Annotated in this window: 15 protein-coding genes; all 15 read left to right on the top strand. The window is 50.3% G+C overall.

Annotated elements, in window-relative coordinates; all coding sequences use genetic code 11:
- Positions 1–51 precede the first annotated feature (51 nt).
- The 15 genes from NGM62_RS17790 to NGM62_RS17720 all read left to right on the top strand — a co-directional run bounded on the left by NGM62_RS17790 (position 52) and on the right by NGM62_RS17720 (position 24,571).
- Positions 52–1,653, top strand: coding sequence for an SLC5 family protein (locus NGM62_RS17790; RefSeq protein WP_262249637.1), 1,602 nt, complete (start codon positions 52–54; stop codon positions 1,651–1,653).
- Positions 1,653–2,297 (top strand): carbohydrate-binding family 9-like protein, encoded by a 645-nt coding sequence (locus NGM62_RS17785; protein WP_262249636.1) that lies wholly within the window; start codon positions 1,653–1,655, stop codon positions 2,295–2,297. Before NGM62_RS17790 ends, NGM62_RS17785 begins: the two co-directional genes overlap by 1 nt.
- A gap of 57 nt (positions 2,298–2,354) precedes the next feature.
- Positions 2,355–3,686: a hypothetical protein gene (locus tag NGM62_RS17780; RefSeq protein ID WP_262249635.1), complete on the top strand. Its 1,332-nt coding sequence runs from the start codon at positions 2,355–2,357 to the stop codon at positions 3,684–3,686.
- A gap of 210 nt (positions 3,687–3,896) precedes the next feature.
- Positions 3,897–7,040 (top strand): SusC/RagA family TonB-linked outer membrane protein, encoded by a 3,144-nt coding sequence (locus NGM62_RS17775; protein WP_262249634.1) that lies wholly within the window; start codon positions 3,897–3,899, stop codon positions 7,038–7,040.
- Between the two features lie 17 nt (positions 7,041–7,057).
- Positions 7,058–8,878 (top strand): RagB/SusD family nutrient uptake outer membrane protein, encoded by a 1,821-nt coding sequence (locus NGM62_RS17770; RefSeq protein WP_262249633.1) that lies wholly within the window; start codon positions 7,058–7,060, stop codon positions 8,876–8,878.
- Positions 8,879–8,902: 24 nt separating this feature from the next.
- Complete coding sequence (locus NGM62_RS17765) at positions 8,903–10,144, top strand: DUF1735 domain-containing protein (RefSeq protein WP_262249632.1); 1,242 nt, start codon at positions 8,903–8,905, stop codon at positions 10,142–10,144.
- A 25-nt stretch (positions 10,145–10,169) separates the two neighbouring features.
- Positions 10,170–11,375 carry a phosphodiester glycosidase family protein gene (locus tag NGM62_RS17760; RefSeq protein WP_262249631.1) on the top strand — a complete coding sequence of 402 codons (1,206 nt, stop codon included), beginning with the start codon at positions 10,170–10,172 and terminating at the stop codon, positions 11,373–11,375.
- A 77-nt stretch (positions 11,376–11,452) separates the two neighbouring features.
- Positions 11,453–13,876: a hypothetical protein gene (locus NGM62_RS17755; RefSeq protein ID WP_262249630.1), complete on the top strand. Its 2,424-nt coding sequence runs from the start codon at positions 11,453–11,455 to the stop codon at positions 13,874–13,876.
- A 27-nt stretch (positions 13,877–13,903) separates the two neighbouring features.
- Positions 13,904–16,375, top strand: coding sequence for a hypothetical protein (locus NGM62_RS17750; protein WP_262249629.1), 2,472 nt, complete (start codon positions 13,904–13,906; stop codon positions 16,373–16,375).
- A gap of 19 nt (positions 16,376–16,394) precedes the next feature.
- Complete coding sequence (locus NGM62_RS17745; protein WP_262249628.1) at positions 16,395–18,863, top strand: hypothetical protein; 2,469 nt, start codon at positions 16,395–16,397, stop codon at positions 18,861–18,863.
- 9 nt (positions 18,864–18,872) lie between these two features.
- Positions 18,873–19,928, top strand: coding sequence for a glycoside hydrolase family 43 protein (locus tag NGM62_RS17740; protein WP_262249627.1), 1,056 nt, complete (start codon positions 18,873–18,875; stop codon positions 19,926–19,928).
- A 31-nt stretch (positions 19,929–19,959) separates the two neighbouring features.
- Positions 19,960–22,347: a hypothetical protein gene (locus tag NGM62_RS17735; RefSeq protein WP_262249626.1), complete on the top strand. Its 2,388-nt coding sequence runs from the start codon at positions 19,960–19,962 to the stop codon at positions 22,345–22,347.
- Between the two features lie 29 nt (positions 22,348–22,376).
- Positions 22,377–22,769, top strand: coding sequence for a RidA family protein (locus NGM62_RS17730; RefSeq protein ID WP_262249625.1), 393 nt, complete (start codon positions 22,377–22,379; stop codon positions 22,767–22,769).
- A 1,070-nt stretch (positions 22,770–23,839) separates the two neighbouring features.
- Entirely contained in the window at positions 23,840–23,968 is a 129-nt protein-coding gene (locus NGM62_RS17725) for a hypothetical protein (protein WP_262249624.1), read from the top strand.
- An 18-nt stretch (positions 23,969–23,986) separates the two neighbouring features.
- Positions 23,987–24,571 (top strand): O-methyltransferase, encoded by a 585-nt coding sequence (locus NGM62_RS17720; RefSeq protein ID WP_262249623.1) that lies wholly within the window; start codon positions 23,987–23,989, stop codon positions 24,569–24,571.
- Positions 24,572–24,635: the final 64 nt, after the last annotated feature.

Below are 24,635 nucleotides of genomic sequence, written 5' to 3'. Positions count from 1 at the left end.
TGTAATGTAACCATGTACCGAATTAACTACTAACGACACCTAATTTATACCATGAATAACTTCCACCTGTCTGGCCTTGATATCTTCATCATCGTTGGCATCACCTTGTTTGTTGTCATCATCGGACTGATTGCGGCGAAAAGGGCCGACCGAACGGTGAAGGGCTACTTTTTAGCATCGGGAAAAATGCCCTGGTACTTGGTGGGGGCGGCTTTTGTTGCTACCACCGTGTCGAGTGAACAAATCGTAGGAACCATGGGCGCGACTTACAAGGACGGAATGGGGATTGCAAACTGGACGTGGTGGGCGCTTCCAACGTATTTGCTGACGATGGTTTTTTTCATTCCGATGTACCTGCGCAATAAGATCATGACCGTTCCGGAATTCCTAAAGCGCCGTTATGGATCTGCATGTGCTAGTATTTATAGTGTGGTAATGACCATCGGTTACATATTGGTCTTCCTTCCCCCTATTCTTTATGGCGGGAGCATCACGGTGAGTGAACTGACCGGGTGGAATCAATATTACGTCATGGTGGGGATTGTCGTGGTGACTGCGAGCTATACGCTGCTCGGCGGACTCAACTCGGTGATGTGGACTGACGCGATACAGTGCGTGCTCTTTTTGGGAGGCGGCATTCTTTTTTTCTGGCTGGCCCTCCACCACATCCCCGGAGGTTGGAGCGCTATGGTGGAAGCGGCTCCCGAGCGTTTTCACTTGTATCACGAACCGTCCGATCCAGAAGCACCGTTTCTGGGCCTCATTATTGCTTCTTTCGGCGTATTCTTATTCTATCAGTCGTCTAACCAAGTGATGATACAGCGCATCTTGTCCGCCAAAAGTACCTGGGACGGGATGATGGGTATTGTCTTTGCGGGCTTCATCGGTATTGTTTTGCCCGTGGTGACTTGCCTGATGGGACTGGTGGTGTACCATTGGTTGGACGTAATGGGCCGCGGGGAGTCGTTGCTCCCCGACAACTACGATAAGGCATTTCCGTTGGCATTGGAGACCTTCGCGCCCTCGGGCGTGAAAGGTGTGGTATTGGCTGGGTTTTTCGCGGCGATCATGTCCACGGTAAGTGCGCTTTCCAACTCGATTTCCACCATCTTTTCCCTGGATATCTATCGCAACTTTTGGCGGAAAAATGCGGGCAACCGGGAATTGATTACCACTGGGCAGTTATCGGGTGGCGTGGCACTGCTGATCGCTTCGTTGATCGCCCCGATGGTGGGAACGGTGGGACTTTTTAAATATTTCCAGACCGGGGTTACCTACATCGCAACTCCGTTTATTTCAGTAATCCTGCTGGGAATTTTCTGGAAAAGGACCAGTTACGCCGGGGCGGTGGCGGGTCTTATCGGCGGCGTGGCTATCCAAGTGGTTTTAGCCGTGGTTTTACCGTTACTGGCCATCAGACTCCACTGGTTGTATGTCGGCGGCATTTCGCAGGCACTCACTATGCTACTGATTATATTGGTGTCGTTTTATACCGCTCCCCCAACGGCCGACCAAGTAAAATCGTTTGTTTGGCGACCATCCTGGCTCCGTACGCTTGATGATGGGGTGAAACGCCCTTGGTATAAACGGGTGGTATTTTGGGCTGCTCTATATGCCTTGGCCTGGTGTTACATCTATTGGCGATTCTGGTAATGGAACTGATCGTTCATGCTTGCCGTGATTTTGAAATCACCGGGAGAGGGGAAAATGCCCAGTGGGCCGCGACAAATTGGGAGGCGTTGCAAAAACTGGATGGGGGCGGGAAACCCTATAAAAGCCAATTCAAGATGATGTATTCCCCTCGTGGCGTGTACGTGCTGTTCTATGGCGAGGATGATCGGATCAGTTCTTCATTGGAGCACGACTTCGAGAAAATATATATGGGAGATGTGTTTGAGGTGTTTTTCCGATCCGATCCGGGTCAGCCTTGCTATTTCGAATACGAAATAAGCCCTCTCGGTAAGGAATTGGTCTTATTGATGACGATCAGGAACGACGTACTTATGGGTTGGGCCCCATGGCCGTATGAAAAGGAAGATCGGGTGAAAAAGAAAGTGTGTGTGCGCGGCGGACCCGCTAGTCCCGGTGCTTGCATATCGTATTGGACCGCGGAGCTGTTTATCCCTTATCGGTTACTGGCCCAGCTTAACCATGTGCCTCCCGCAAAGGGCACACGATGGTATGGCAATTTCTGCCGGCTTGATTACGATAGTGGCAATGCGATAAAGTGGGCGTGGGCGCCGGTGGAGACTTCCTTTCACGAGACCGATAACTACCTCCCGTTGGTGTTTGAATAATGTATTATGCGTGGCCGGCTTACGGTGCGCATTTTTGTTGACGTTATGGATAATCTGATGCAAAAAAATAAACCCGACAATAGAACCATGGAAGTAGGGGTGGCGCGAATCGACATCACGCCCAGTGTACCCATGCGGCTATCGGGGTTTGCCGCGAGACCAGTGGTGAAAGCCACGGAAACTTTGCATAAGCTTTCTGCCAAAGCATTGGCACTAGGGAGCGACTCGGAAGGCCCTTCGATAATCATCACGGTTGATTTACTAGGCGTCCAGTGGCGTATTGCGAGCCAAGTAATGGAAAGGATTTCAGCAAAGACTGGGATTGATCCGGCGCAGATTGTTATTGCAGCCTCGCATACCCACGGCAGCCCGGAAACCGGTAACCTGATCAACGTGTTGCAGTGCCGAGGCGATTACCCGACCCGCTTCTATTTCAGTGACCGCTTACTAGATCTGGATGAGTTGATCGCCATCGCCGAATACAATGAAGACCTCATCAATAAACTGGAAGAGGTAGCACTCGTAGCATGGAATGACCGCCAACCTGCATGGGTAGCATGGGGGCAGGGCCAAGCTGATTTTGGTGTGAACCGGATAACACCCGGGGGGGCGGTAGATAACGCATTGCCGGTTTTGAGGGTGACCAGTCCGGAAGGCGTGCTCCGCGCTGTGTTATTGAACTATGCTACCCACGGAATTACCTATGGTCCCGACGTCGATAAATTTCACGGCGATTGGATGGGCGAAGCGCAGCTTCAGCTCGAAGCGATGTTTCCAGGGGCTGTGGCGATGGTGGCCATTGGTTGCGCTGGCGACTCACACCCGGCTAAACAGGGGAAAGCCGCCTATGTGACGGCTTATGGAAGCGAGATCGCCATGCGCGTGAAACAGGTGCTCGAGTCGCCCATGACGCCCCTGGTGAATCCGCCCGTCGGAAAGATGACGTGGGTAGAACTGCCTTTTGGTAAGCTACCAACCACGCTGGAATGGATTGAGCGGGCAAAAACCGACAAGACCATAAAAGGTTACTATGCACGGCTTGCCTTGGAACGGCTGCTGCGCGGAGGGCAGCTGCCTACGGCGTTAGATTACCCGATACAAACCTGGGCCTTCGGAGAGGAGATGGTCATGATCAATATGGCCAACGAAGTGGTGGCAGAATATGCCCTACGGCTAAAGCATAAATTTCGCCCGGATCGGATGTGGATTAACACCTATGCGAATGACGTATCGTGTTACATTGCTTCCCGCCGATTGATCAAAGCGGGCGGCTATGAAGGGGATGTCAGTATGTATTGGTATCATATGCCTGCACCTTTTGCAGAAGAGGTCGAAGATATCGTCCTCGACGCGATCGATCGGATGATGCCCCATTCGTTCAAGAAATGAACGCTCCGTTGTACGAAATAGATAGGGTATGCTGATTTCGCGGGAAACCGATGCGTCGCACAGCGTGCGGCATAGAGGTGGAAATAGGATAAATATTTGTCGATATCATGCAAATGATTGTCTGAATCAAGGTATACATTTGTGATGTAGCTGAAGGCACTGAGATAAAACCTGGTATATTGAATACTAACCACTTTACACGTTATGGAAATGTTAAAAAAATCAATCACAACCCCCGATAAAACACCGCGGCGCATGTTTCCGGCCGCCAAGGTGCTCCAGGATGCCTGTTGGGCCTGTTTGGTCGCGTTGTTATTTTCCCCTGCAACGGTATTCGCCAACCCCACAATAGCCGAAATCGACGGTGCAACAAGGATCGTTACCCAGCGGGAAATAACAGGCCGGATAGTCGACGAGCAGGGCAACCCGATCGAGGCTGTTACCGTATCGGTAAAAGAAACGGCTGCCACAGGAATGACCGATAGCGGGGGTAATTACCGTATAGCAGTGCCCGCCGGTGGCGCCGTCTTAGTATTTACGGCCACTGGTTTCGTGCCGCAGGAGGTCAGCATCGGTGCATCAAATGTGATCGATGTCGTTCTGGAGCACTCGACCGAAGATTTGGATGAGGTGGTCGTCGTGGGGTTCGGTACGCAGAAAAAGGTGAGCATTGTCGGTGCAGTTTCCACCATCGCGATGGAGGAAGTGCGCAGAACCCCTACGCCGTCTATTTCGCAAGCGCTGGTAGGTAGAGTACCCGGGTTGGTTAGCCGGCAAACGAGCGGCGAACCGGGAAAAGATCAGGCGTATCTCTATATTCGGGGGCTCAGCAACTGGAATGACAATACCCCCATTGTCATCGTTGATGGGATAGAGCGCGATCTCAATACCATCAATATCGCCGAAGTGGAGTCGATTACTTTTCTGAAAGACGCTACCGCAACGGCGGTTTATGGTATCCGGGGCGCAAATGGTGTCATCATCATTACCACCAAAAAAGGCGAAATAGGCGCACCGGTCATTACCCTGCGGTCGGAAGTCGCCCAATTGACGGGGATGCGGTTTCCGGATTTTATTAATTCCGGCGAATTTGCCGAATTATGGAACGAAGCACGACTGAACGATGGGCTTTCGCCCACATACCGCTCGGAAGAAATTTTGCGGTTTTATGATGGGTCCGATCCGTATCTGTATCCGAACGTGAATTGGATCGATGAAGTACTGGAGAAATCGACCATGCAAACCCTCCACAACCTCAACATCAGCGGCGGGAATGAACGGGTACGCTATTTCGTTAATTTAGGTTACACGATGCAGGATGGCCTTTTTAAAACCGACCCGCAATTTGAGTACGGGACAAACGTACGGATGCACCGTTATAACCTGCGCTCGAATGTGGATGTAACCCTCTCATCAAATTTGGTGGCGGAAATCGGTTTGGGGCTCATCAGCAGGCAAGACCAGGGGCCGGGGTATGGATCGGCCGCGATCTTGAATTCGGTCTTTGATTATGCACCGCATAAGATTCCGATGTATAACCCCGATGGTACATTTGGTGCAACCATTTTCAATAACTACACCAATCCGTATATGCAAGCGACACACGGCGGCTATACGAACCTACTTTCCAATAATATGCAAGGCACGTTTACGCTCAAATGGGACTTGGGCAAGCTAGTTACCGAAGGGTTGAGCTGGACCAACACGTTTTCTTTCGATCAAAATGTTTGGGGCTCAAACCAACGGCTGAAAGGCATTACGAGCAAAGAATACGAAGGTATTTATAGCTACGGGGAAGACAAATACCACGTTTGGTTTGAAAAGGCGCCCGAAATCTACTCCACCGCTGCCGGTAACACGCGATATCTGCGTTTTTTTAGCCAAGCCAACTACAACCGTTCATTTGGAGCGCACGGCGTATCGTCCATGCTGATGTTTAACCTGGGCGAGGGCGTCAACCTTCTGGCCGCAGATGGGACAAATGCGTTACCTTCGCGCGTCATGGGGATATCGGGCCGTGCGGTTTATGACTTTAACCAACGGTACATCGCGGAATTCAGCTTCGGGTACAATGGGTCGGAAAACTTTGCACCCGGTCGGCGGTATGGCTTCTTCCCTGGCGTAGCGTTGGGCTGGAACATAGCCAACGAAAGCTTTTGGAAAATCGGCCAAATCAATATGCTGAAAATAAGGGGCTCGGCCGGCAAGGTCGGGAACGACCGTACTGGAGGGGCGCGGTTTGCCTACCTCTCTACCACAGGTAGTGCAGACGGCTACCTGTTTGGTGAGAGCTTTTCATCCAGGGTTGGGTATGCCGAGGGTCGGATCGGGAGCGAAAAAGCCATCACATGGGAAGAGGCAACCAAATATAATCTCGGTCTGGACGTGGGCCTGTTCAGAGACAAACTGACGTTTCAAGTAGACGCTTTTAAAGAAATGCGGGATGGATTACTGGTACAGCGGACAGCCTCTACTCCACAGGTATCCGGATTCGGTTCCCATCAGCTGCCGTGGGCCAATATCGGCAAAACCGAGAACAAAGGGATAGAGGGCATGTTGCAGGCGAGAAACACGACGGCGGGAGGACTATTCTATTCGGTGAAAGGAAACATTACGTTTACGCGAAGCCTTACCGTGTTCCGCGATGAGCCGATTAATAAGCCCGATTATCAGGCATTTCGCGGCCATTCCCTGAGTACGAGCCTAGCGTTGGTGGCACTCGGATTCTTTGAAGATCAGGAGGATATTCTCAATAGTCCCGTGCAGACGTTTGGTCCGGTCCGGCCGGGCGATATCAAATACCGGGATGTTAATGGCGACGGCATGGTTGACCAACGAGATGAGGTGATGGTGGGCCACCCCCAAGTGCCGGAGTTGATGTATGGTTTTGGCTTCACATTGGCTTATAAGGGGTTCGATGTGAGTGCGTACTTCACCGGTGCCGGAAATGCCAGCTACTTTTCTTACGGTCCCACGGTTTATCCCTTTGTGTGGGGCAATGATGCCAACGTGCAGCGGGAGTTTTACGAGCACCGCTGGCGTCCAGGAGCAGATAACACCAATGCCCGTTATCCGGCAGTTTCTTCGGGGCCGAATTTAAACAACAACCGTATTTCTACCCTATATATGCGCAACTCGAGCTATTTCAGACTTAAAAATGCGGAAATAGGTTATGCCATCCCGGAACGTACGCTCACCAGATTGAAACTGACGAATCTCCGCTTTTTCGTTAATGGCATTGACCTGTTGCTCTGGGATAATCTAGGTATTGTTGATCCGGAGATGAATAATGGTAATTCTGCACAGTATCCGAAGCAGCGTACCATTAATACAGGTGTTGAAATCATTTTCTAATTCATAAAAAAGGTGATATGAAACGAATACAATCTATAACCATGCTGGTTTCGGTTTCCATCCTTGCCCTTGTGTCATGCGATAGTTATTTGGATAAGGGGCCAGAAGAGAATATGTCCCTTCCCGAGGCGTTTGCGGAACGCCTATATACAGAGCGCTTCCTGAACAATATTTATTCTGGCATTCCCAATGAGATGGATTTCCACAACTTCGCATTTAATCCCTTTGTAGGGGGCTCTGATGAAATGGAGGTCACATTTGCGGGCGCAGTCGCTCAGCTCATCAATAATGGGTCCCTGAGTCCGGCGAATAACTTACCCATATGGGGCAGGTCGGCCGAGTGGAGCAGGAAATGCAATTTGTTTCTTGAACATATCCAGTACACCGACATGTCTCCCGAGGCCAAGAGCGTATGGATTGGCGAAGTACATTTTCTTCGGGCTTTCTTCAATTTCTTGGCCCTCCGGATGTACGGACCCATCCCGATTTATGACCATTCCCTCGATCCCGGCACCGACTTTACCACCATCGAGCGGGGTACGTATCAAGAGTGTGTGGATTTCATCGTCCGTGATTGCGACGAGGCCTACCGCCGTTTGCCTGCTAGGCAGAACAGCGCCGAATACGGCCGGGCCACAGCCGCGGCTGCCCTCGCGCTTAAGTCGCGGTTATTACTATATGCCGCATCTCCCCAATTTAACGGGAACCCGGATTACCGAGCGCTGGTGAACAGCGCCGGCGAACAGATGTTTCCGGAATACTCACGTGACCGATGGGCAAAGGCGGCGGAAGCCGCCAAGTTATGCATCGATTTCAGCGAAGGTAACCTGCCTGGGGCGAGTGCCCAGTATCAGTTGTATGAAGCCGCCTCGGGCAACCCGGCCGATTCACATTATGAATTGTTTACCAAAAACTGGAACCAAGAGGTGCTTTTTGCCAGCAACATCGGCACGAATATGTTGTTTGAACAATGTATTCACCCCAAAGGACTGAACGGGTTTAGTTTTTACGCACCCACCCAACAGATGGTGGATGCTTACCGAATGGCGGATGGTAGCCATCCGTTTGAACTGACGGGCGAGGGGCAGGTGGCTTACTCCGCCACGGGCCAACCCACGATTGTTCCGGGGTCGGGTTACACCGAGTCGGGGTTCGCCGATTCGGATAGCCCCGATGGTTACTGGACAGCGAGCGTCAGCAACATGTATGTCAACCGTGAACCAAGGTTTTATGCCCACATTAATTTTGCCGGTTCGTTGTGGAGGAATTACCGAAGCGAATTTTGGTACACAGGCAATGATGGCTTGCAGCAAGGCGGTGCCAACCATTCTAAAACAGGTTACGTCATTCGTAAATTTGCTGACAAGAACACCAACCTGCTGAATCAGGTCATTACGCAGCGTACATGGATCTGGTTCCGTCTTGGTGAAATTTACCTGAACTATGCCGAAGCTTTGAACGAAGCACACGATCAGGTTCATCCGGATGTTTATACCTATCTGAATAAAATTCGGCGTAGAGGGGGGCTGCCCGAACTTATAGGGCCGCACACTCCGCAACAGATGCGTATGCTCATCCGGCAGGAGCGCCGGGTGGAACTAGCGTTCGAAACCCATCGCTTCTTTGACAGCCGGCGGTGGTTGATCGCCGACCAAACCGATGGGAACATCATCTATGGATTGAACATCGGCGCGGGGAACAGCCTTACCGACCCCGAATTTTACCAGCGGACGCCGATGGAAAAGCGGACCTTCGTGTCCCCACGAAATTACCTGTTCCCCATACCGGAGAGCGAAATCCAAATTGTTCCGGCATTAGTACAAAACCCCGGCTTTTAGTTCTCCACATTAAAACACAATGTTATGAAAAAGAAATTTCTAGGAACATGGGTGATGCTGCTGGCTTTCATGTGTGCGTGCGACAACAAAGATGTAGTATATGAGATACCCGGTGCCGACAAATACACGCATGTCTACCTGCTCCAGGCTGTTAATGTGCCGAATTCGGCTTCCTTATTTATGATCGAGGGGACACAGACACTTGATTACAGTGCTTTTTACTCGGGTTTGACCGCCCCGAAGGACATCCACGTCCGGTTTTCCGTAGATCCAACCTTGGTAGACGAATACAATGAGATTAACCAGACATCGTACGAGGCGATGCCCGAAGGGAGTTATGAGCTAGAGACCAGCGAAAGTGTTATTCCCGCGGGAGAAAGCCGTACCCCGCTATTGAAGATCAGCATCCACACATTTGGACACATCGAAGCCTTCAAATCGTACCTGTTGCCATTGGTCGTGGAGACGTCGGACGCCACACTGAATCAAGAGCTATCCGTAGCTTATTACCAGATAGTTGGCTCTTATGCGCCCGGTCAGATTCCGCGTCGCTTGCTCAACGATAATGTTCCTAATGCCATCGAAATGTTCTCCTATCGGGATAAGTCATTGGTTACACGAAGTGAGGATGGCGTGGTGCGTTCATATCCGTATGATGCAGACAGCCAGACCTTCGGTGCGCCGAAGACGGTAGCCAATGACTGGACATATGGGTTTGTGCCCCATTTGGCAGCCGTAGGTGGAGATAGCCCCAAATTTCTAATGACGGATGGTGCCTGGTTAATCTGGGTTGTTACATGGGATGAAGACGGAAGTACGCCGTTGCCGGAGCCAAGTAATTTCACTGCATTAAACAGGTGGTTATTTACCGGGGGTGCCAATATTTTCGATCGATTGATCTATACGTCGCGAACGGACGGCCTTTTTGGCCGGTGGGGCAGCGACGGGTCGATAAGCTATTACCAATTTAATAGCGATTGGACAGCTTATACAGGCGTGGCTTTCAGGAATTTCGTGAACTGGAGTAACCAGCGCATCATTTTTGTCTATAAAGGCGACTTCATTACCATAGATGAGGTGGGCGACATGTGGTTGTATAAATATTCCGCTGGCGATTACCGGATCAACTCCCCGACCAAAGTGGGTAGCGGATGGGATATGTATACGCACGTTACGCCTTTCGGCGACCACATCGTCGCGCGGGACGCGGATGGAAACCTATGGGAATACGAGTTTGACTTAAGGGGTTTCTGGGCATTGAAATAATGGTATTACGACATAGAATGAGAATATGAGAACTATAAAACTAATGCGCCAGATATATCGTGTTATGCTTGGTCTCGGTATACTAGTGCTGGGCGCCTGCGAAAAAGAAACAAGTAGCGATAATCATTTTATCTATTTTAGTATTACAGAGCCCTACCAGCGAATCGGTGGCGTGGAATTCACTATCGACAACCGGACCGGTACGATTCAGAATGTGGATAGCCTGCCGGCGGGTACCGACCTGACCGCATTGAAGGCTTTTTTCGTGACGAACCACGATAACGACGCTGTATATATTCATGGAACGAAGCAGGTCAGCGGCGTGACGGTCAATGATTTTTCGTCTCCGGTAACTTATCGCGTAGAGGCATCGGGGCAAAAGAGGGAATATACCGTAAACCTGAAGGTTTCGGAGGCGCGCCAGAGCCAGGCTGGCGTGAAACTGCAAAATTTAACCGGCTTCATAAAAGGTGTGGTAGCCGATCGCGCGGAATGGCTTCATGAGGCTGTACGGCTATCTGAAGTGCAATTTATCGACAAGGCCGACCGGGCCCTGACGTTTTATTTGTTTGAAGTCGACCTGACGAATCCGGAGGTGGCCATACGAGCTACAACCGCTTCCAATCAACCTAATCAATGGGCAACGAAAACGATGCTCGACCAGGCACTGATGTTAGAAGGTGGCGCTTCTCGCGTATTGGGGGCGGTAAACGGTGATTATTTTGATTCCCTTACCGGCGCGCCGGAAAGTATCCTCTATGTCGATGGGAATGTACTGAAATCGAGTTTCGATATACCCAACAACAACTCCGGCTTTTTCGCCATGCGGACGGATGGAAAGGCGGCCATCGGGAGTTACGAAAATTACCCTATTGTGATGGATAAGCTACAACAAGCGGTGGGTGGGCGCGAACGGATCATGCTCGACGGGGGTATTTCTCCGGGATTGGGCGGTTCATTGGATCACCGGACCGCCGTGGCCACTTCGCTCGATCTGAAAACATTGTACCTCGCCGTTATCGAGGATTCGTCACCGGTGGCTGTAGGCGTATCCCTCGCTGATATGGGCAGTTGCTTACGCGCGATGGGCGCGGCCCACGCATTGAACCTGGGCGGTGGCGCAGCCAGTAGTTTCGTGGCCCGGCAAAACGACAACTTGCTGGCATTGAACCGTCCGGCCGACGGCTTGATAGGCGTGAGTAACGGCATAGCTATCATAATCAAAAATTAATTCCAATTTAGGTAAACGAGGGCCATTTGTCCCGGCACAACGAGGCCGAATGAGGTCGCGAAGCAGATGAAAAAAATATGAGACTAGGATTGTTTATTTTGCTGTATGGACTGGCGTTTAGTACGGTTAGTTTTGCCCAGGCGTTACGTTTAGATACCGAAGCAGAACCGCTGTTCACTCCAAGTGGTTCGGTTGCCGAGCCGAATATTGAGCTCGCCAAATTGTGGTGGCCCGACCAGCGTAATACCTGGACCCCCATCGGCTGGAAAGACCATTATTTCCGGTTCAATGTGCTGTATAACGGAACAATAATTGCCGAGCCGGCTCCGAATTGGGCACCAATGCGCGTGCACTCCAGGAAGTACCTCGGACAGGATTTTATGCTGTCTTTCTTCCCGTTGCCATCAGGCACACCCCCGCCCTTGCCCAAAGAGGTCACCTCGTTATGGCGTATTGATGGCGGGCGCGGGATTCAGGGCTGGCGGGAAGGCACGGAAACTCCTGTCCTTTACACTGATTTCCCCCTGCAGGAAGGGATTGTTGTCCGGCAGGAAATCTTTGCAAACGTTAAAGGCAGCACGGATGTCGAAACGGGTATTGAGCCATTGTATGCATGGGTTCGGCTTTCAGTGACCAAGGTAGATTCCGCCCGTTTTACCGGTGTCATCCCGGTAGCCACGCAATTGAGCAGGGTGTACTATATCCATTCGCAGCGCTATCTTCAGGAAGATGGGATAACGATCGATATCGATCCCAAGCTCGCGCCGTATCCAAGCGAACTCTCGTTGGCCGACTTCCGCGACGGTGAACAACAAGGCTACCGCGTCATGGAGCACGATGGCAAGGTGCGGCTAGCGATATTGCCCACGAAGCAAGACAGAAACATCGCCCTAACTCCGATAGACTCGGGAATGTATAACCTAAGGATTGATTTAAATGCCGAGGTAGGCGATTACGTCGATGTATTGATCCCCATGCTGCCCGAAGAACAGACCGAAATCGATAGCCAGCAAGCGCTTGGCTTTGAAGGTGCGTTGGCAGCGGCGGAACCTTATTGGCAACAGAAGCCGTCTTCGGCAGCTCACATACATGTGCCCGAGAAGTACATTAACCGGTGGCTCTCCCACAGCATCAAATTTGCTGAAATCATTGCCGAAAAGGACTATATAAACGGTGAGTACACCTTTTTATCCGGCTCCTGGGGCTATGATAATTTATGGAGTACACCGACGTCTATGACCAGCCACATGTTTCTGAGCTTGCTGGGGTATCATGAATCCGTAGGGAGGCACCTGGAGCTGTTTCGAAAGAACCAGGGAACTGTTAAACCTCCGGGGCCGGCTTACGACCTGCACCCCGGTTATTTCAGCACTCCAAAAACCTTGACCGCCTTCGACTGGCTGACCGATCACGGAGCTATCCTGCATCAGGCTAGCACTCATGCTCTGCTATCTAGAGACCCGGTATTTATCGCAAACTGGACCGATCCTATTGTGAAAGCATGCGATTTCATCAAGGACATGAGTGCCAAGACAGACTTCGAAGGAGTAAAGGGCTTATTACCCCCGGCGGTAGCTACCGATGAGTTATTCCCAATCCAGGCAGTATGGAACATCGCATGGAATTTCAAAGGCCTCCATACGGCTGTGAACTTCCTTCAGGCTATTGGGCATCCAAGGGCTGATGAGTTTTCGGATTTTGAAGCGAATTTCAAATCGACCTTTGTCACGGAATACCGCAAACTTGTTGCTCAAGGAGAAACGTGGATCGATAACAACGGGAATGTACGGCCGAAACCGCCTACGAACCTTACGTTGGAGCCTACTCCGCAGCACCCCTTTACCGATGCTTTTTACTTGGATACGGGCCCGATGGTATTGGTATGGGCAGGATTGATGGATGCCGACGATCCGATTATGCGATCGACGGTGGATTTCTTCCGCCACGGGCCTAATCGCGATTTTTACAGCACTCGGTTCAATCCCCTTTCGCGGCCGTACTTAAACCGGGAGATATCCACGTGCGAGCCCTGTTACAGTTGGAACGTTTTCCACTCGTGGCAGCTGAACGACCGTAAGCATTTTCTGGAAGGCCTTTACAGCTTGCTGGTGGGCGCCACTTCCCAGCAAACATTTATATCATGCGAACACCGGCATGGCATCCAGGGGACCTTATTCGCCACGCCTTTGGCTTTTACTATGATGCGCTTGGCGATGATCGATGACGAAATTGAGGACAATGCGCTTCATTTGCTCCGCCTTTGTCCGGACGCATGGCTCTCCCCGACAGAAGAAACGGTGTTTGAAAATATGCCTACCAAATATGGTGTGGTCAATCTGAGAGCCAACGTGTCGGCGGATTATAAAACACTCCATGTGTCTTTTTCTGGTAATTGGGTTAAGCAGCCGGAGCGCGTGAACCTCCATATCCCGGCCGGAAAGTTCGACAAGATCATCGTGAACGGGAAGAAATATAAACCGGTCAATACCATTATACTTTAACCCATTCTTTAAATTGCGTACGCCTTTATGAACAACGATCATACCTCGCCTTCCAGAAGGAGATTCCTCCGCCATGCGATCGGCGCCACCGCTGCTTCAGCTCTGTTGCCGGGCTATAGCTTTTCGAATTCATCAATAGCGCGCCCGACGACGGGTTCTTCGGAGATTATGCCGGCCGGGGCGTGCGGCAATGAGCCCCATGTTGCGTTGGCAAAACTTTGGTGGCCGGACCAACGGAATATCTGGACGCCCATTGGGTGGAAAGACCATTTTTTCCGTTTTAATGTGCTGTATAACGGAACGATCATTTTCGAGCCGTTCTCAGACCTAAGCGCCCGGAAAAATGCGGTAAAGTTTAAGGGAGACGACTTCCTTGTCAGTTTTACCCCCTGGCCGGATGCCAATGTTCCCGATTTGCCGGGTACGCAAACCCCGCAATGGACGCGGGATGGCGGACATGGCAAGCAAGGATGGAAGGAAGATACCGCCACGCCGGTTTTATGGACCGATTTCCCCCTGCAAGAGGGGTTGGTTATGCGGACCGAGGTGTTCGGCCATTTGGCGGGCGGCGGAGATGTGAAGAACGGGCTGGACCCGTTGTTCGCCTGGATCCGGATTTCCGTTGTTCATGTCGATCCGCTCCATGCCGTTGAACGGTTCCCGATGATCCTGCAGCTAAGCAGCAACTACTACGAACTGATTGGCCGTTTCATGCACGAGAACGGGGTGACGGTAGACGTGTTGCCAGATCGTGAAGCATACTCGAGGGAGCTGACCGCCGAACGGTATGGCGCAGGTGCTCAAACGGGCTTGAGCGTTGTGGAACCCGACGGGAAAATACGGTTTCTGGTGCTGCCCACTGCCGATGGCCGCGTATCGTTCTTCAAACGGAAAGCTGGCGTTTTCGGTATCAGGATTGACCTGGATGCGCAGGTAGGCGACTACGTAGATTGCCTTTTGCCGATGTTCCCGATAACGGCCTCGGAAATCGCTGCTGAACAAAAACTGGGCTACGACGGCGCTTTGGCTCAAAGTAACGCCTATTGGCAGCACGATCTCCTCCCAGCGGAGCGGTTCAACGTTCCGGAAAAGTTTATCACCGAGGCGGTTTATCATAACGTCAAGTACGTCCCGGTACTGACATCACTGGACTACCAGGCAAAAGAATATTCATTTCTATCCGGATCGTGGGGATATGACCAACTTTGGCCAACGCCCACTTCGATGAACAGCCACATGTTCCTCAGCCTATTGGGAGCGCACAAAACGGTCGAAAAGTATACGCGGATATTCAAAACCCATCAGGGAACGATCAAGCCACCCGGTGAATCGTATGATCTGCATCCGGGGTATTATGCTTCCCCCCATTACCTGACATCCATCGACTGGCTGGCCGATCACGGCGCTGTTTTACTTCAGGTGTCTACACACGCGTTGCTGTCCGGCGATCCGAAATTCATCAGCGAATGGACGGACTCGATCGTCAAGGCGTGCGATTTTATTCGAGATGCCTGCGCTAAAAAGGGCCACAACGGCGTGGAAGGGTTGATGCCGGCGGCCGTTGCTACGGACGATTTGATTCCTAAGCAGTCAATCTGGAACCTGGCGTGGAATTACAAGGGGCTAGTCAAGGCCATCCATTTATTAAAGCGCATTAAACATGCACGAGCCGATGAATTCGAGGCCTTCTCAGCTCAGTATAAGGCCACCTTCGTCGATGCATTTCGGCAGGCCGCTGCGAAAGCCCCTACATGGAAAGACCGACAAGGTAACGAATACCCCGTTCCCGTTACCGACCTTGCTAAGACCCCATCGCCGCGACACGTTTACGACGATGCTTTTCTGCTGGATACCGGGCCGATGGTGCTGGTCTGGGCGGAATTGTTCGATGCCGACGATCCGCTGATGGTAGCCGCCGTCAAGTTTTTCAGGGAAGGGCCGAACTGGGACTTAAAAGGGCCGCGGTTCAATGCCATTTCAAGGCCCGTTCTGGAATACGAAATGTCCAGTTGTGAACCGTGTTATAGCTGGAATGTAGCCCATTCGTGGCAGCTTTCAGACCGCCAGAAGTATCTGGAAGGGATGTACAGTTTGTTCGTTGGTTCGCTTTCCCAGCAAACCTTCACCTCCTGCGAGCACCGTACTGGGATGCAGGGAACACTGTTTTCGACGCCACTTGCTTTTTGGATGGCGCGGATGGCACTCATAGATGATGAGATAAATAAAAATGAGCTTCACTTGCTGCGTTTTTGCCCATTGGCGTGGATATCTGGTGAGCAGGAAACCGCACTAAAAGGGATGCCAACGCTGTATGGACCGGTAGATTTGGTGTTTAAGAAAGACACTGGTAACCAATCGCTTGACATCACCTTTAAAGGCGATTGGCATGAAAAGCCCCAAAAAATTGTATTGCATATACCTCCGGTTCACGGCTTGAAGAGCGTACGGGTAAACGGGGGTAAGCATGGCATAAAAAAACCAATAGAAGTAAACTTATAGACTAGATAATCACGTTGTAATGAAAAATAAGGACTTGCTTCCTCATTCCAGAAGGAATTTTTTGCGCCAGGCAATAGGTACCGTTACGGCCACAGCATTGGCGCCGGGCTTATCGCTGGCCAGTGTTTCAGGTAGCCCTGAGGGCCGCCTGGTAGCCGGAGTACCTTGCCATGTGGCCGAAGGCGAACCCGATGTAGACCTGGCCAGGCTATGGTGGCCTGAGCAGCGTAATGTCTGGACACCGATTGGATGGAAGAACCATTACTTTCGGTTCAATGTGCTCTACAATGGCGATATCATCACCGATCCTAACGGAAGCTGGCTCTCACCCCGGCAGCAAGCCATTCCGTTTGTAGGCAAAGATTTCCTGTTATCTATCCGACCAACCAAAGATGGGCTTCCGCCGCCTCTTCCCAAAGAACGCATTTCTGTTTCCAAGATCGATGGTGGTGTCGGTATCCAGGGATGGAACGAACAGCACGAAACGCCCGTGCTTTACACCGATTATCCGCTGCAGGAAGGGTTGGTGATCAGAAAGGAAATGTTTGCCCATGTGGAAGGCGGAAGGGAACCCCAGAGCAGTATCGATCCGCTTTTTGCTTGGATCCGGCTGTCGGTCGTTTTTGTAGATGAGCACCGGCATCCTGAACGTTTTCCGGTTTCCATTCAGTTAAGCAAAAATTATTACGATCATTATGATCATTTCGAGCATGCCGTTGCTGTTGACATCAATCCACTAGCGGCACCGTATCCACATGCGCTCGCGCCTTCGGATTACAGCAAGAACGGTCAATCGGGAATACAAGTAACTGAGCCGGATGGGAACGTGCGGCTATTGGCCATTAGCGCCTCATCCCACCGTTTTGCCTTTTCTGAGGTGCAGCAAGGGGTATATGCCATTCAGACATCGCTGGAAGCGAAAGTCGGTGATCACGTTGATATCCTTTTGCCGATGCTTGCGGTTCCGCCTGCGGTGGCGGTGCGGGAGCTAGCGTTTGGATATGATGCGGCGCTGGAGCAGAGTGACCGGTATTGGGCATACAGGCCGGCTACTGCGTCTACCGTGCGGGTGCCGGAAGACCACATTAACAAAGTGATCAGGCAAAGCTTGAAATTTGCGGAGATTATTGCTGAGAAAGACTATAAGACCAACGAGTATACTGCTTTATCTGGTTCATGGGGGTACGACAACTTATGGACCACGCCAACATCGATGGTGTCTCATATGTTTTTGGATTTGCTTGGCTACCATGAAGTGGTGGCCCGCTACTTAGAGCTGTTTAGAACAAACCAGGGAACGGTAAAACCTCCGGGACCCGCATATGATCTTCACCCTGGCTACTACAGTACCCCGAAAAACCTAACGGCGATCGACTGGCTTACCGACCATGGTGCGGTATTGCACCAGGTTTCTACGCACGCACTACTCACAGCCGATCAGGCATTTATTGCCAAATGGATCGAATCCGTGATTAAAGCATGTGAGTTTATCAAAGACATGTGTGCAAAAACCAACCATGGAGGGGTGAACGGGCTTTTGCCACCAGCAGTGGCAACCGATGAAGAAATCCCGATGCAGGCGTTGTGGAACCTCGTTTGGAATTATAAGGGGCTGACATCCGCTGTCCAACTCTTGGAGAAAAATGCCCACCCGCGAGCGGAAGAATTCTCGAACTTTGCGCTCGGGTTCAAAGAGTTATTTGTTGATACATACAAATCGCTAGCTGAAAAAGGGGAGTACTGGACGGATAATCAAGGTAAAAAGCGATTTAAACCGCCCACCGTTATGTCGTTGGAGCCACAACCCCATCATATCTTTTCGGATGCGTTCTACCTGGATACCGGTCCCATGGCATTGGTATGGGCCGGATTGATGGACGCTGATGATCCCATCATGCGTGATACGGTGGACTACTTTAGAGAGGGGCCGAACCGCCGATTTACCGGAATGATTCCACATGCCTTATGGCGACCGTATTTGGAACACGAAATGTCCACTTGCGAACCTTGCTATAGCTGGAATATGATTCATTCTTGGCAACTGAACGATAGGAAGCGATTCCTCGAGGGAATGTACAGCCTGTACATGGGGGCGCTATCCCAAAACACCTACATTTCCTGTGAACACAGGCATGGGATTCAAGGGAATCTCTTTGCGACACCATTAGCTTTCTATTTAACACGCTTGGCGGTAATTGATGATCAGCTCGCTCCAACGGAATTGCATCTGCTCCGTTTGTGTCCGTTGGCCTGGATAAGCCCCAGTGAAGAGACCGTGTTTGAGCAAATGCCCACGCGTTTCGGAAAGGTGAGTCTATCATTCCGTGGAACCGAAAGCCGCGGCAGTTTGGTGGTGAAACTGGCAGTGCAGTTTAACGAGAATCCGCAACGCGTCACCTTGCACATCCCACCGGTGCCCGGGTTAAAAAAAGTGATTCTGAATGGAAAATCCTACGGTGTTAAAAAACCGATCGAAGTGCGGATATAATGTGTATAGATGAAAGGAATTGAAGAAATCAAATGTAGGGTGCCGGTTCTCATTGGCCTGTCCATCCTCGCGGTCCTGGTCGGGGTTCGGCAAACTTATGGGCAAGTTGATGTCACAACCGTTGACATTTCGAACTTGCCTATCCGCGACCCTTATATTCTTGCAGATGAGGGGTCAGCTACCTATTATTTGTATAAGGCCGCAGGCGTATCGGACGGAACGGGTAAGCACGTATCTGGTGTGGTGGCCTACAAAAGCAATGATTTGACCTCATGGAAAGGTCCTATCACGGTTTTCTCCATGCCTTCCGACAACTGGATTCAGGGTGCGATATGGGCTCCCGAGGTGCACCATTATCAAGGACGATATTATTTGTTTGCAACCTTAAATTCGGACATCGAATGGAAGAAGCAACGGCCAGATTGGCCAAAATACACATTCAGAGCCACGCAAATATTTCATTCGGATTCGCCGGAAGGACCATTTATGCCTTTTTCGGACAAATTACCGCAAACGCCGATGGATCGTATGGCATTAGATGGCACGTTGTGGGTAGAAAATGGTACGCCCTATATGATTTATTGCCACGAATGGGTACAAATCCGCGATGGTAGCGTCGTGCTGCAGAGACTTTCTCCCGATTTAGCTAAACCAGTGGGACCGCCACTGACGTTGTTCCACGCATCAAGTGCGCCTTGGTCGACGGGTGACCCTCACGACGGGGCGGAACCGTCATATGTAACGGATGGATGCTTCCTTTATCGTACTAAGACCGGCAAATTGTTGATGATTTGGTCCAGTTTCAAGTCAGGTTCTTATGCTATCGGAATAGCGGAATCCGCTACCGGGCGGGTTGTCGGCCCTTGGACACAGCACTCCGAACCGTTGTTTGAAAAGGATGGGGGGCATGGCATGCTCTTTACAACGTTTGATGAAATGCTGATGTTGACCTTCCATAGCCCGAATAGTCCGTCGGGAAAGGAACGTGCCGTGATTTATGAGGTTGAGGATACTGGCGATTCATTGGTGGTAATCGATAAGGGTACCGGACTTGATGATTTTTAGTTTCAGCTACTAAATTTTTTCTTTTATGATTATGTTGAGGAACGTATGGATTTCGTTGGTGTTTGCAGTTGTCATGATGCCAGCCATTGCGCAAAATCAAGGTCGCAATTCCGAACCAGATATGGAGCAGGCGCTACTTTGGTGGCCTGACCAAAAAAACGTGTGGACTCCTGTGGGGTGGAAGGATCACTTTTTCAGGTTTAACGTGATTTATAATGGAGCAATTTTGGCCATGCCTGCTCCAAGATGGGGCTGGATTAGGGAGAACGTAAAACCGTGGTTGCACAAAGACATGCTGGTTACTGTCTCAACCCGGGGAGACGGGAATCCAGTGCCGATACCAACGTCGCGTATCGCCAGTTGGAAAGTAGACGGTGGATACGGAGACCAGGGTTGGGACAAAGCACATGAAACGCCCGTCCTGTGGACAGATTACAAGACGCAGGAAACCGGATCCGTCATCCGGCAAGATTTCTTTGCATATGCTAAAGATTGGCAAGACGTGGATTCGGGAATAGAACCCTTGTTCGGGTGGATGCGCCTCAAGGTAACCCACCTCGATCCATTCCGGCACCGCGACAGTCTGCCGGTGGTCATCCAAGTGAGCAGGAGCTACTATGATCATCAGGAACGCGGGGAATACGCCGTATCGCTGGACATCAATCCGGAGACGAAGAAGTATCATAACCCACTAATGGCACACCGTTATACGGAACAAGATAAACACATGCTCGATCTAGTAGAGCCCGATGGAAAGATTCGGTTGTCGGTCGTTTCGGATGCCGAGTTAAACGACAGCAGCTTTTTCGAAATTGAGGAGGGGGTATATGGCGTGAGGTTATGGCTAAAGGCTGAAGTGGGTAACTATGTTGACGTGTTGTTGCCGATGTTGGCGGAAGAGCGATCGGTTGTTCAGCACGAGCGTATACTCGGCTTCGATTACGCGCTACGGAAGAGCGACGAATACTGGGCGCACCGGGATTCAGAAGGGGCGCGTATTGTTGTACCCGAGGACTATATTAATGATGTCATTAGTTATAGCACCAAATTGGCCGAAATCATCGCTGAAAAGAATTACATGAATTCGGAGTACTCTTACTTGTCTGGTTCGTTTGCCTATGATTATTTGTGGAGCACCCCGACCTCCATGATCAGCCATATGTTTATGGACCCGCTCGGGAAATTTGACATCACGAGGAAATATTCAGAGATTTTTTTAACTAACCAAGGAACGGTAAAACCTCCTGGCACCGCCTATAGTATGGACCCGGGCTATTTTAGTACACCCAAAACGCTGACGTCCATCGACTGGCTTTCGGATCACGGCGCAATACTGCTGCAGATTACTAACCATGCGTTATTGAGTGGGAACGATGAGTTTTTCAAACGGTGGGAAGATGCCATTGTCAAAGCGTGTGATTTTATCAAGAACAACAGCGAGTTGACAGACCACGATGGTGTAAAAGGATTGCTTCCTCCTGCTGTTGCGACGGATGACTGGATCGAGACACAAGCCATTTGGAACCTGGCTTGGAATTATAAAGGACTGAGTTCTGCCGTTAAATTATTGAAAAAGAAAGGGCATCCAAGGGCTGCCGAATTTGAGGCGTTCGCCCGCCAGTTTAAAGAAATATTTCAGGAAAATTACCGGGAACTGACTAGGAATGGCCCTACTTGGGTTGACAATAAGGGTGCTACTCGATTTAAACCCCCTACCAGTATGTCGCCCCATATGCCCCAACACCAGTTTTCGGATGCTTTTTATTTAGATACGGGTCCGATGGTGTTGGTTTGGGCGGGGTTGATGCACGCAAGTGACCCGATAATGAAAGATGCGGTTGACTTTTTCAGGGATGGCCCCAATAAAAAACTTTGGCCTGTCTTTTATTCTGCCTTGCATAGGCCATGGCTGGATCGAGAAATTTCAACCTGCGAACCTTGTTATAGTTGGAATGTTTTCCACTCCTGGCAGTTGAATGATCGCGAAAAATTCTTGGAGGGGATGTATAGTCTATACGCAGGGGCGTTATCTCAAAACACTTATATATCTTGTGAGCATCGACACGGGATTCAGGGCAATCTTTTTGCAACACCGTTAGCTGTTTATCTTTCTCGCCTTGCGGTGATCGATGACCAAATTGAAGCCGATACATTACACATCATGCGGCTTTGTCCAGTGGCGTGGGTCTCTTCCTCGCAGGAAACGGTTTTCGAAAACATGCCCACCGAATATGGTGCCGTTGACCTGCGATTTGCATTGTCAGCAGATGGCGGGACGCTAGCGATCGAACTCAATGGTAAGTGGCGAGATAGACCAAAACAGGTCATCGTTCACGTGCCACCGATTTCGGGCTTAACTAACGTAACGGTAAATGGTAAACCATTTTCGCCGGCTATGGGGAAGATAGCTCTTTTTTAATCGATATTGATATATTTAAATTCATAACAATGGATAAGAAGGTAATTACACACCCGCACAAGGCACCTGGTTTCGTTACTGGAGTTTTTTCAGATGGTCTTGTAGTTGACGGGTTTTTATTTGTGAGCGGACAGGCCTCTGTAGATTTCCACACGTCGAGGTTTGTTTTGGGTTCTATCGAAGAGGAAACGGAACGAACGCTGGAAAATATCAAAGCGATTGTCGAGGCAGCGGGTGCCACGATGGGTGATGTCGTAAAGTGTACAGCTCATTTAAGCGACATCGAGGATTTCGATCGGTACAACGCGGTGTATGAGCGATATTTCCCGGGCATCAAACCGGCGCGCACAACGGTACAATCTGTGTTGGGTAAGGGAATCAAAGTAGAGATAGATTGTATAGCTAAACTACCAACACTATAATCTGGGAGTAGGCGTGCATAATCAACGAAATAAAAGCCCCGAAACGGGGAGGATCGGGGCTTTACTNTTGGGTAAGGGAATCAAAGTAGAGATAGATTGTATAGCTAAACTACCAACACTATAATCTGGGAGTAGGCGTGCATAATCAACGAAATAAAAGCCCCGAAACGGGGAGGATCGGGGCTTTACTAACTAACCAATTATAAACCTAAATTATGAAAAGACAAATTTTACTAACTGCCTATATAACGCATGCCGTTCCCGTTTTGTTACACTGGATGTGTTAAGATTTGTTAAATAGACTATGCGGTGACGAAAGGCGCTCAAAAAGAGACGCCCGTCACTGGAAGTAACGGGCTTCCGCCCCAATGGGGTTAGGGGCTATCAACCTCAAATGTAGCACTTTGTTTGGTTGAAACAACAGTGCCTGATAAAATTAAAGAATGACGTGAACTATCGCAAATTGCAAATAAAAGAGTCCTCGTGCTATGGGCTCATCGGTGCTTGATCGCAGCTGATGTACCCGGTAACAGCGAGGTAGACGACATATTTGGCTAGGCGCTCGGATTCTTCTATATAGCGCATCATCTGCTCTGATAACCCAAGGCTGATTTGCCAGATAAAGCAATTATAAACGGGTTTCATTGGTGTAGTCACCCTCGCTTCCTGCAATTAATATAATGTCGAAATCATCGATTATAACCCTTGTGAAATCGAGGTGGTTTATGCGTAACAAGCCATGTGGACTTGTGAGCCGCGGGTGATGGTCTATGCGCTCGGTGAAGACGTTGATCGCTGGCCAGTTAAATAGACATACGAGACACCCCGGTATACGTTTCGTTAAGAATGGGCTGACGACGGCGTTGCACGACGTTCACTGGCAGTGACAGTTCGACAACTGGTTCTTTGATAAAAATGCTTCTTAAAAATCCGAAAAAGGGCTGGTTCTTCATCGCGTTTACTTAGGGTGAAAGCCTAATATCGGCATTATAACTTAGTCGCCCAAGCAATGAGCTGACAAAAGCGCGCTTAATCTGATTAATTGAAAAGCGGATTTACATCCTATATTTGTGAAGCATTTGTACATCGACCGCGAGGAGAAGAAGGAGGAGAGGGATGTTTTGGAGCGGGTATTGGGGGAGTTGGTGAAGGAGGGTAAGCTTAAAGAAATTAACGACTCATTCAGTATCGCTCAATGATTAATTTGCAATGATTTAATGAATAACATAACACAACAAGTATGGCCGGCCGCTTACCGGGCTATTGCCGAAGAAACGGCGCGTCTGGGCTTCACTATGCCATCGGAGATCCAAACCTGTGCACTACTACGTACACTCGCTGCCGCCAAGCCAAGGGGGAGTTTTCTGGAATTGGGAACAGGTTCCGGGTTGGCAACAGCCTGGATACTGGATGGGATGGATACCCACTCAACCCTGATTTCGTTCGACCACGATGAGAGGTTGCTGAATATTGCTCGCAACAACTTGGGTAACGATTCGCGATTAACGCTGGAACTCGCAGACGGCGGTGATTGGGTGGCATCAAACGCAACCAAGTCTTTTGATTACATCTTTGCGGATACCTGGCATGGCAAATACCTGTTACTAGATGAGGTCTTGGCCATGCTTCGTCCGGGTGGGCTCTATATCGTTGACGACATGCTTCCGCAGGAAAATTGGCCGGAGGGGCATCATGAAAAAGCAATTGCGCTCATCGAAAGGCTGGAAGCCAGACCCGATTTATGGGTGGTTAAACAGCATTGGGCGTCGGGAATAATCATCGGTGTTAAGCGGTGTGCATAGGTCACTTTCCTAAATTAAAAATCACTATTGTCCGACTAAAGTCAGTATTGTTCATATTTAACTA

It is taken from the genome of Parapedobacter soli (assembly GCF_025460835.1).
Taxonomy (GTDB): Bacteria; Bacteroidota; Bacteroidia; order Sphingobacteriales; family Sphingobacteriaceae; genus Parapedobacter; species Parapedobacter soli.
Note: the sequence above shows the minus strand (reverse complement) of the source record. Positions and strands in the feature narration are given on the sequence as shown.